Annotated in this window: 9 protein-coding genes; all 9 read right to left on the bottom strand. The window is 62.1% G+C overall.

Going from position 1 to position 10,416, the window contains the following annotated elements:
* Positions 1 to 203: 203 nt before the first annotated feature.
* On the bottom strand, positions 204 to 566 hold the full coding sequence (locus MUW49_RS17825; protein WP_010674427.1) for a DUF2750 domain-containing protein: 363 nt from the start codon (positions 564 to 566) through the stop codon (positions 204 to 206).
* A gap of 123 nt (positions 567 to 689) precedes the next feature.
* Complete coding sequence (locus MUW49_RS17820) at positions 690 to 2,318, bottom strand: methyl-accepting chemotaxis protein (protein WP_234888696.1); 1,629 nt, start codon at positions 2,316 to 2,318, stop codon at positions 690 to 692.
* Positions 2,319 to 2,480: 162 nt separating this feature from the next.
* The gene (locus MUW49_RS17815) at positions 2,481 to 3,785 is read right to left on the bottom strand and encodes an inosine/guanosine kinase (RefSeq protein WP_010674425.1); all 1,305 of its coding nucleotides are present in this window, start codon (positions 3,783 to 3,785) and stop codon (positions 2,481 to 2,483) included.
* A 175-nt stretch (positions 3,786 to 3,960) separates the two neighbouring features.
* On the bottom strand, positions 3,961 to 4,353 hold the full coding sequence (locus MUW49_RS17810; protein ID WP_244813036.1) for an MAPEG family protein: 393 nt from the start codon (positions 4,351 to 4,353) through the stop codon (positions 3,961 to 3,963).
* 64 nt (positions 4,354 to 4,417) lie between these two features.
* The gene (hemH, locus tag MUW49_RS17805) at positions 4,418 to 5,392 is read right to left on the bottom strand and encodes a ferrochelatase (RefSeq protein WP_042017278.1); all 975 of its coding nucleotides are present in this window, start codon (positions 5,390 to 5,392) and stop codon (positions 4,418 to 4,420) included.
* Between the two features lie 119 nt (positions 5,393 to 5,511).
* Complete coding sequence (gene adk, locus MUW49_RS17800; protein ID WP_010674422.1) at positions 5,512 to 6,156, bottom strand: adenylate kinase; 645 nt, start codon at positions 6,154 to 6,156, stop codon at positions 5,512 to 5,514.
* A 238-nt stretch (positions 6,157 to 6,394) separates the two neighbouring features.
* Positions 6,395 to 8,308: a molecular chaperone HtpG gene (gene htpG / locus MUW49_RS17795; protein ID WP_042017279.1), complete on the bottom strand. Its 1,914-nt coding sequence runs from the start codon at positions 8,306 to 8,308 to the stop codon at positions 6,395 to 6,397.
* A gap of 497 nt (positions 8,309 to 8,805) precedes the next feature.
* Positions 8,806 to 9,408, bottom strand: a complete 603-nt coding sequence (gene recR / locus MUW49_RS17790) for a recombination mediator RecR (protein ID WP_039038914.1) — start codon at positions 9,406 to 9,408, stop codon at positions 8,806 to 8,808.
* A gap of 661 nt (positions 9,409 to 10,069) precedes the next feature.
* On the bottom strand, positions 10,070 to 10,416 hold a 347-nt coding region (locus tag MUW49_RS17785), incomplete at its 5' end, for a transposase (RefSeq protein WP_244813035.1).

The following is a 10,416-nucleotide window of genomic DNA, read 5'->3' as shown; positions in this document are numbered from 1 at the left end:
TGACGGTATAACCTGGCCAGAAGGAGGCAATATCAATATGATGCACGGCGACAGCAGGGTGATGGTGGTGGTGTGTTTGGAGACAGCCAGTTTACCAGCACCCTGTCTGTCAACTTCCACTTCCCCAAGATCCCGCGAAGAACCATAAAAAAACCGGCCCCCCGAAGGGGGCCGGTTCATCACAATCCGGCAAGACGGCAGACTCAGGCGTCCAGTTCCACCAGCGCCTTGGCCAGCTCGATGGGCTCGAGCTCCTGGCCTTCCAGATCGGCGTTCCAGTTCGGGCCGACCAGCACGTCGTCCTCGTCCAGATCGTTGATCCAGATGTCCAGGAACTCTTCGAGCTCGATCACTTCCGGCTCGTAATCCGCCCACTCGTCCACGCAGTGCAGGCGGGCATCCCCTTCGGCGGACCAGAGCGGCATCACGTCCGCATCTTCGAACTCGGCGGAGCGGCACACCACCCAGTCTTCACCGTAGCGCAGACCCCACACCTGACCCGACTCGCGGACTTCTTCGATGAACAGCTGGAAATTGGCGTCAAGATTGTCAGTTAGTTTGCTCATGGGGTCTCTCTCTTGCAAAGCAATGGCAGGCTGTCGGCCAGGGCTGGCCGAGAATGGGGCAGATGGTGTCCCAAAAGCCCCCCAGACTCAAGCCTTATCCCGAAAAAGCGGGGATAAAGGCCGTCAGATGCGATATTTCGCCACCAGGGCCCCCAGCTCGTCGCAGGCCAGCGCCAGTTGCCCGGATGCCTGCTCGGTCAGCCGGTTCTGGGCCAGGGCATCCGCCGCCAGCTGGGTGATGGCCACCAGCCGCTGGTTGATCTCCTCCGCCGCCCGGCTCTGCTCCGCCGCCGCCGTGGCAATCTGCCCATTCATGGCAGTAATGGTGTGGACGGATCCATCGATGGCATTGATGGCGACATCCGCATCGCCGGCCCTGTCCGCCGTCGCGCGGGAGAGCTGCTGCAACTGGCTGATGCCGCTGACCACCTTGCCGGCCCCCTCCTGCAGCCGCTGGATCATCTGCCGGATCTCGTCGGTGGAGCTGTGGGTGCGGGTCGCCAGGGTACGCACCTCATCGGCGACCACCGCAAAGCCGCGCCCCTGCTCCCCGGCCCGTGCCGCTTCAATGGCGGCGTTGAGGGCCAGCAGGTTGGTCTGCTCCGCCACCCCGCGAATGACGTCGAGCACGGAGCCAATCTGCTGAGTCTCCTGCTCGAGGCGGCTCACCGCCTGTACCGTCTCCACCATCTCGTCCGCCAACTGGCTGATGGACTCCCGGGTCTGGACCACCACCTCGCGGCCATGCTGGGCCAGATTGAGGGCCGAATCCGCCGCGTCGGCGGCCTGGGCCGCGTGCTGGCCCACTTCGCGGCTGCTCACCGTCATCTGCTCCATGGCGCTGGCCACCCGCAGGGTATCCTGCTCCTGGCCGGTGACGATGGCGCCGGTACGCTCCACCACCTCGGCCAGCTGGTGGGCATGCACCCGGTTTTGATCCGCTATCTGCTGGCTGCGGGCCACCAGCTGCGCCATCTGGCTGGCGAAGAGGTTGAAGTTGATGCTGAGCTGGCTCAGCTCGTCACGCCCCGACTCCGGCAGACGTACCCGCAGATCCCCCTCCCCCCTGGCGATGTTGCCAAGGGCCGAGACCGAGCGGGAGAGGGGCACGACGATGCTGCGCACAATGAGGCCAACCACGGCAAACAGCAGGAGGGCCAGCACCAGCCCGATCCCCAGCAGGGTGTGCAGCACCTCCCGGTACTGGGCCTCGACGTCGTCCACATAGACGCCGGTGCCGATGATCCAGTCCCAGGGGGCGAAGCGCTTAATGTAGGAGATCTTGCGTACCGGCTCGTCCACCCCCGGTTTGGGCCAGTAGTAGGCCACCTCCCCCGCGCCCTGGGCCCGGGCCAGATCGGCGAAGGCGACGAACAGCCTGAGCCCCTGCTTGTCCTCCACCCCGGAGAGATCCTTGCCGTCCAGCTCGGGTTTCATGGGGTGCATCACCATGGTGGGGTGGCTGTCGTTGATCCAGAAGTAGTCCTCCTCGCCATAGCGCAGCCCCCTGAGCAGCGCCAGCGCCTCGGCCTTGGCGCTCGCCTCGTCCAGCTCCCCCTTGCGCACTCTGGCCTCCAGTCCCGCCACCAGGCTGTAGGCGGTCTCGACCTGGGCCCGGGTCTGGCGGCTCTTCTCCCCCATCAACCCCTGGTGATAGACCTGCAGGGAGAAGAACAGCAGCAGTCCCAGCAACGCCAGCACCATCAGGGTCACCAGCGACAGGCGCCGCCCGATACTCCATTGTCTCAACATACCCTCGCCCCGCATCCGCTACATGTCGTTAACACAAGGTATGCCGCCGCGACGCGGGCTGTCCACGATGTCAGCAAAAACGATGCCAAAAACATGATCCAGCCCCAAAAACAAGAAAGGGTGCCCAGTGGCACCCTTTCTCGTGGTCGACAGGAAGAGGTATCACCGCTCCCAGTACACCTCTTCCAGGCTGTCTTCCTTCTCCGGCAACCCGCGGGAGAGGCGCGGGCTGCTCTGGGCCAGCACCTCGTAGCTCACCCGGTTGGCGTACTTGCACACCTGGGCCAGAGAGGAGTAGGTCAGGAATTCCGAGAGATGCTTGGCGGAGTTCGGCACGTTCATGCGGTGGTAGGCGTTCGCCACCATGTCGTGCAGCACGGCGGACAGCGCCCCGTCCCCTGCCCCGTTGGTGTTCTTGATCTTCTCCGGCCCGCCCATGTAGGGGGAGATGTGGGAGTAGATACGCGCAGGCTTGCGGCACTTGTCCCGGGCCATGGGGCGGCTGAACTCGTACATGTTGAATTCGGGGATGACGCCGGGCAGCAGGGTGTGGGTGGTCTCGCGCTTGTAGTCCTCGTCGGTGTAGCTCGCCATGTAGAGGCCGATGGGGCCGGCGGTGCAGAGCACCATGTCCGCCCAGTCCAGCGCCTTGTCGGCCGCGCCGAGGGGATCCTTTATCCCGGTCAGGGCCTCCGCCTCGTCCTCGTTCATGGCGAGCACGGTCACGTTCTCGCTGATGAAATCGCGCCACCACTGGGGATTCTCGTCGATGACGAAGCGGGTGCCCAGGGTCAGCACCACGGGCACCCCGGCCTCACGGGCATAGCGCACCGCGGCCATGGCGGCCTCCTTCATGGGGGTGCCGTCGGCGCCGCGCACCAGGTAGGCGGTGATCACCAGGGCCGAGGCCTCCTTGATGATGGTCTCGGGGATGTGGTCCACATCCAGGTGATCCATCTTGCCGGCGTTGATGCCAAAGCTGCGCTCTCCCCCTTCGGTGATGAAGGTGAAGCAGCGCCCGACCGGGCCGTCCACCGGCTGCAGGTAGTCGAGGTTGACCCGGGAGGAGGTGTTGCACAGATAGCGGTAGGCATAGCTGCCGATGCGGATGTCCTGGCTCATGACGCCAAGCAGGATGGAGTGGGAGTCCGCCAGCACGGAATAGTTGTGCATGGTGTTGCCGATGGTGCCGCCGGCAAATTCGCTCACCACCATGTTGTTGGCCTTGAGCTCGTCGTAGACCAGCTCCGCCACCTCGTCGGAGATGAGCATGGAGTGGCCCTTGCTCAGGCCGTACCGGTTCAGGAAGTCTTCGTCCACATGGGCTTCGATATCCACCAGAGTCTGATCGATGCCCACTACATAGGCCTTGCCCAGTTCGGTGAGCTGGGAATTCTGCGGGATCAGGGGATCACGTCTGTCGACCGGGAAGTAGTGTTTGGACTTGCGCTGACCGGGAAATTTCATGGCAATCTTCTGTGCTCTGGGGAAAAGAGGGGCGGGATTTTAACACAATCCACCACGCCGAAAAGTCGCACGATTGAATTTTGAGGTCAGTATAGACAAGGGTTTGCGAGGAAAACGTTTGACTTGGCTACCACAAAAAACCACCCCGTGGCGGGGTGGTGTTGCGGGATGACATTCAGCTTGCCGAGAGCCCCTGCACCAGGGCCAGCACCGAGAAAATCCCCAGCGCCAGCCAGAAGAAGAGGGTGCCGAAGAGGCGCGGCATGTTGGGAGCCCTGGGGATCTGGATGCCGATGGCATGCAGGATGCGACCCACCAGCAGCAGCACACCGCCCAGGTGCAGCCAGAGCGCCCCGACCCCCGCCAGCTCGCACAGGGCCATCAGCAGCAGGGTGAGGGGCACGTACTCGGCAAAGTTGCCGTGGGCGCGGATCGCGGCCAGCATCTCGGGGGCTTCCCCCTCCCCTATCATCACCCTGAACTGGGCGCGGCGCTTGACCACCCAGAAGGAGAGCAGCAGGAACAAGAGCCCGAGCAGGCCGGCGTAAATCAGCGTGATATGCATCATCAGGACACTCCTTTATCGTTGAATCCGAACGTCCGCCACGTCGGGCACCGGATGAGAACGGCAATCATGCCAGCTCGCGACAGATGAGGGAAACCATCATGCGGATATGGGCCTGATCGCTGTTGAGGGCCGGGATGTATTCAAACTGCTCGCCACCGGCGGCCATGAAGATCTCCCGGTTCTGCACCTGGATCTCCTCCAGGGTCTCGAGGCAATCCGCCGAAAAGGCCGGGCAGATGACATCCAGCCGCTTGACGCCGCGAGAGGGCAATTCGCCCACGGTCAGGTCCGTGTAGGGCTTGAGCCACTCCTCCTTGCCAAAGCGGGACTGGAAGCTCGCGGTCCACTGCTCCGGGGCCAGCCCCAGCGCCTCCGCCAGCAGGGCGGCGGTGCGCCTGCACTGATGACCATAGGGATCCCCTTCCCGCTCGTAGCGCTCGGGAATGCCGTGGAAGGACATCAGCAGATGCTCCCCCTGGCCGTGCTGCTCCCAGTGGCGACGCACGCTCATGGCCAGCGCCTGGATGTACTCCGGGTGGGCATGGTAATCGCGGATGAGCCGCACCACCGGCAGATTGCGCTCGGTTTTCATCGCCCTGGCCCAGGCGTCGAACACCGAGGCGGTGGTGCTGACCGAATACTGGGGATAGAGCGGCAGCAGGATCACCCGGTTGACCCCCTGGGCCTTGAGGGCCTGCCAGCCATCGGCCAGCGACGGGGCGCCATAGGTCATGGCGAGCGCCACCGGCACCTCGACCCCTTCCCGCTTGAGCTCGTGCTCCAGGGCCGCGCGCTGCTGCTGGCTGATGACCATCAGGGGGGAGCCCTGCTCGGTCCACACCTGCTGATAGAGCTTGGCCACCTTGGGGGAGCGGGTCGGCAGGATGATGAAATGAAGCAGGGGGCACCAGAGGTAGCGCGGCAGGTCGACGACCCGCTGATCGTGCAGAAACTGGCTGAGAAACGCCTTGACCGCCGCCGTGGTCGGCGCGGCCGGGGTACCCAGATTGACCAGCAAGATCCCGGTTTTCGTGGTCACGTTAGCATCCTGTCGTTCTGTGTCGTGGGAATGGAATGCAAGAAAGGGCCCGGTATGGACCCTTTTCTCACTCTCGTAGCCAGCCGGCGAACGGCTGCGTCCTGCCGGCCCTGAATGGCTTAACCGAGAATGGCGGCCAGTTGCTGGCTGACCAGATCCACCGGCTGGGTGCCGTCGATCTTGACGTAACGGGTGTTACCCGCTTCCGCTTCTTTGCCGTAGAAACCGATGAGCGGCGCGGTCTGCTGATGGTAGACATCCAGACGCTTGCGCACTGTGGTCTCTTCGTCGTCGGCACGGATCACCAGATCCTCGCCGGTCACGTCATCCTTGCCTTCCACTTTCGGCGGGTTGAACACCACGTGGTAGGTACGGCCGGAGCCGGAGTGCACGCGGCGGCCGCTCATGCGCTTGACGATCTCTTCGTCCGGCACGTCGAACTCCAGCACGAAGTCCACGGTCACACCGGCATCCTTCATGGCTTGCGCCTGGGGAATGGTGCGGGGGAAGCCGTCCAGCAGGAAGCCGTTGGCGCAATCCGGTTGCGCGATGCGTTCTTTGACCAGGCCGATGATGATGTCGTCGGAGACGAGCTGACCTGCGTCCATCACGGCTTTGGCCTTGAGGCCCAGCTCGGTACCCGCCTTGATCGCCGCACGCAGCATGTCGCCGGTGGAGATCTGCGGAATACCGTGTTTTTCCATGATGAACTGAGCTTGGGTACCCTTGCCGGCGCCCGGAGCTCCCAACAGAACAATGCGCATACACGCTCCTAGTTGATTGGTTATTCAATTCTTGAGAAGGCAAAAAACTACACGTTTTCGCCCGTATTAACAAGCTCGCCCCGTGTGAGTGGCCAGATTATCACCACACTCCCGCCCCGTCTCTGCGACCAAAGACGCAGACGACGACCACGAAAAATGATTGAAAATGCAGCAGCGCACCAGAGGGGAACGGCCAAAAAAAAGCCCACTGTCATGCAGTGGGCCAATCACAATCACATCACGCCTGGAGTAGCAGACGGTTGATACGGGAGACGAAGCTCGCCGGATCATTGAGGCCGCCCTGCTCCGCCAGCTGGGCCTGCTCGTGCAGGAGGGAGACCCACTCGCCAAACAGGCTCTCATCCTCGATGGTGCCGAGCTTCTTCACCAGGGCATGGTCCGGGTTGAGCTCCAGGATGTACTTCTGCTCCGGCACCGGTTGACCGGCGGCGCGCATCAGCTTGATCATCTGGGTGCTCATGCCGTGGGCGTCGGTGACGATGCAGGACGGCGAGTCGGTCAGACGGTGGGTGACGCGCACCTCTTTCACCGCCTCCCCGAGGCTCTTCTTGACCCGCTCCACCAGACCGGCGTTGGCTTTTTCGGCCTCTTCCTGCGCCTGCTTGGAGGCGTCGTCTTCCAGATCCCCGAGATCCAGTTCGCCACGGGTGACGGAGACCAGCTGCTTGCCGTCGAACTCGGTCAGGTGGCTCATCAGCCACTCGTCCACCCGCTCCCACATCAGCAGCACTTCGACGCCCTTCTTGCGGAAGATCTCGAGGTGCGGGCTGTTCTTGGCAGCGGCATAAGAGTCGGCGGTGATGTAGTAAATCTTCTGCTGACCTTCCTTCATGCGGCCAACGTAATCCTCGAGCGACACGGTCTGGGCTTCGCCCTCGCCGGCGGTGCTGGCAAAGCGCAAGAGCTTCGCGATCTCTTCCCGGTTGGCGTAATCCTCGGCCGGGCCCTCTTTGAGCACATTGCCGAACTCGCTCCAGAACTTGGCGTACTTCTCGCCATCCTCTTTCGCCAGCTTGTTGAGCATGGTGAGCACGCGCTTGGAGCAGGCCTTGCGCAGGGAGGCGGTCACCTTGTTGTCCTGCAGGATTTCACGGCTGACGTTGAGCGGCAGATCGTTGGAATCCAGCACCCCTTTCACGAAGCGCAGGTAGGTCGGCATGAACTGCTCGGCGTCGTCCATGATGAAGACGCGCTGCACATAGAGTTTCAGGCCGTGCTTCTGCTCGCGGTTGTAGAGATCGAACGGCGCGCGGGCCGGGATGTAGAGCAGGCTGGTGTACTCCTGGGCCCCTTCCACCCGGTTGTGACCCCACAGGAGCGGGTCTTCGAAGTCGTGGGCGACGTGCTTGTAGAACTCCTGATACTCCTCGTCCTTGATATCTTTCGGGTTACGGGTCCACAGTGCAGTGGCGCGGTTGACCTGCTCCCACTCCCCCGGGGTGCCGACGATGGTTTCACCATCCTCTTCGCGATCCGGCGTGCCCTCTTTGTACATTTCCACCGGCACGCTGATGTGGTCGGAATATTTGCTGACCACGGAACGCAGACGCCAGTCGTCCAGGAACTCCTCTTCATCGCTGCGCAGGTGCAGGATGACGTCGGTGCCGCGACCAGCTTTGGTCACGTCAGCCACGGTGAAGGAGCCTTCCCCTTGTGATTCCCACTGCACGCCCTGCTCCGGCGCGGTGCCGGCGGCGCGGGAGACCACGGTCACCTTGTCGGCCACGATGAAGGCGGAGTAGAAGCCCACCCCGAACTGGCCGATCAGCTGGGAATCCTTGCCCTGGTCACCGGAGAGGTGCTTGAAGAACTCGGCGGTGCCGGACTTGGCGATGGTGCCCAGGTGCTCGATCACCTGGTCACGGGTCATGCCGATGCCGTTGTCCGAAATGGTCAGGGTCTTGTTCTCTTTGTCCACCACCAGGCGCACGCGCAACTGGCCGTCGTTTTCGAACAAAGAGGCATCGGAAAGCGCCTTGAAGCGCAGCTTGTCCGCCGCATCGGAGGCGTTGGAAATCAGCTCGCGCAGGAATACTTCTTTGTTGGAGTAGAGGCTGTGAGCCATCAGGCTCAGCAGTTGTTTGACTTCAGTCTGAAAGCCGTGGGTTTCGGCGTGAACACTTTGGGTCATCGACCAGTCCTCAAAACGTCGGGTTGAACAGATTCCCAAGCTAGATGGGGTTGGCCTTTCAAATATCAAGGGGCTTGCGTGCAAACTTGAGAGCAAATTTGCACACAAGCCCCTCGCTTGGCCCACACAGGCAACCCCCTCCCGGCCTCCCCCTTCACAAGGGGGAGGTGCACTGCCATCCCCTGTCTGGCGAGGAGGGTCAGATTGGGATCGAGCGTGGAGCCAATGGCGGGGTCAGCCTTGCTCTCCCCTGCCAAGGGGAGGACTGAGGTGGGGTTCGTTGCTTTCTCCCCTGCCAAAGGGAGGAGTGGAGCAAGATCCATTGCTCCCTCCCCTATCAAGGGGAGGGCCGGGTTGGGTTCGTTGCTTTCTTCCCTGCCAAAGGGAGGAGTGGGGCAAGATCCATTGCTCCCTCCCCTGCCAAGGGGAGGAGTGGGGCAAGATCCATTGCTCCCTCCCCTGCCAAGGGGAGGGCCGGGGTGGGGTCCGTGGTGTCTTTAGCTCAGGCGCTGGCGCCCCATCAGGGAGTGGGAGAGCGTGGTGCCATCCACCAGCTCCAGCTCCCCGCCCACCGGCACGCCGTGGGCGATGCGGCTCACCTCCACCCCGGCGGTGCGTGCCATGTCGGCGATGTACCAGGCGGTGGCATCCCCCTCGATGGTGGGGTTGGTGGCGAGGATCAGCTCCTTGATCTGCTCCTCCTTGAGGCGGCGCTCCAGGATATCGAGCCCCAGCTCCTCGGGGCCGATGCCGTCAAGGGGCGACAGGTGGCCCATCAGCACGAAGTAACGGCCGGAGAACTGGCCGGTCTGCTCGATGGCCGCCACGTCCGCCGGGCTCTCCACCACGCAGAGCAGGCCGTTCTCCTCACGCTTGGGATTGGCGCAGATCTCGCAGCGATCGTTCTCGGTAAAGGTGCGGCAGTGGCTGCAATGACCTATTTCGGTGAGCGCCCGGTTGAGCAGGGAGGCCAGACGCAGACCACCGCTGCGCTCGCGCTCCAGCAGGGTGAACGCCATGCGCTGGGCGGACTTGGGGCCCACGCCCGGCAAGACCTGCAGCGCCTTCATCATCTCATCGAGCAGGGGACTGAATTTCATGGGGATATCCTTTAAAGCCGCGCCGAAGGAGTGATTCGACCCGCTTGCCTGAAGCGGCGCCGACTCCTCCATCCGAACCTATCTTGTTGGCGCAGGACTATACCCGAGCCGGCCCCGAGCGCCAATGGCCGATCCCGCCACAGTGCCTGACGGCCCAACATCACCCCGGTCGGGGCGCAGCATTGAGCGGCAACCTCCCTTTCCCCTCTTCCCACAACCCAGATCACACCATGATTGCCAAACCAATTCCGGGGAAACCGGGAAACCCTCCCAGATTGCCCCAACTCACTCCCCACCAGCCTCCAGACAAGCCAGCACGGCCAGAAACCAGGCCCACATTGTTTGGTTTTTCTATTCGATAACCAGTTATCGTTTAACAAAACCAAACAATGAATGCCCTCTTGAGGTCCCGATTTATGACGTTGCGCCGGTTTTCAACGGCTCCCCCTTCTGTTTTTTCACTAGCCGATTAGTATGACTCACGCGACAACCAGCTCCGTTGAGGCCGTTACTAGGGAAGGTGCGAATAAGCGGGGAAATTCTTCTCGGCTGACTCAGTCATTTCATTTCTTCATGTTTGAGCCGATTTTTTCTCCCGTAAATGCCTTGAATCAGCCTATTTAGACCGTTTCTTCGCCATTTAAGGCGTTATCCCCAGTTTTTAGTGAGATCTCTCCCACTGACGTATCATCTGGTCCACCCGAAACAGGTTGACCAGGGTGAATAACATCGCCAGTTGGTTATCGTTTTTCAGCAACCCCTTGTATCTGGCTTTCACGAAGCCGAACTGCCGCTTGATGATGCGAAACGGGTGCTCCACCTTGGCCCGGATGCTGGCTTTCATGTATTCGATGTTGATGGTCGTTTTGTTCTTGCGTGGATGCTGTTTCAAGGTTCTTACCTTGCCGGGGCGCTCGGCGATCAGCCAGTCCACATCCACCTCGGCCAGCTCCTCGCGCTGTGGCGCCCCTTGGTAGCCGGCATCGGCTGAGACAAATTGCTCCTCTC

This window comes from Aeromonas sp. LsrichE-8G (assembly GCF_022869435.1).
Lineage (GTDB): Bacteria > Pseudomonadota > Gammaproteobacteria > Enterobacterales > Aeromonadaceae > Aeromonas > Aeromonas caviae.
This window is presented reverse-complemented; position numbering and strand designations above follow the sequence as displayed.

Coding starts and splice junctions, on each gene's coding strand:
- MUW49_RS17820 (WP_234888696.1), bottom strand. CDS start 2,318: ATGTTGAGACAATGGAGTATCGGGCGGCGCCTGTCGCTGGTGACCCTG.
- recR (WP_039038914.1), bottom strand. CDS start 9,408: ATGAAATTCAGTCCCCTGCTCGATGAGATGATGAAGGCGCTGCAGGTC.
- MUW49_RS17810 (WP_244813036.1), bottom strand. CDS start 4,353: ATGATGCATATCACGCTGATTTACGCCGGCCTGCTCGGGCTCTTGTTC.
- htpG (WP_042017279.1), bottom strand. CDS start 8,308: ATGACCCAAAGTGTTCACGCCGAAACCCACGGCTTTCAGACTGAAGTC.
- adk (WP_010674422.1), bottom strand. CDS start 6,156: ATGCGCATTGTTCTGTTGGGAGCTCCGGGCGCCGGCAAGGGTACCCAA.
- MUW49_RS17815 (WP_010674425.1), bottom strand. CDS start 3,785: ATGAAATTTCCCGGTCAGCGCAAGTCCAAACACTACTTCCCGGTCGAC.
- MUW49_RS17825 (WP_010674427.1), bottom strand. CDS start 566: ATGAGCAAACTAACTGACAATCTTGACGCCAATTTCCAGCTGTTCATC.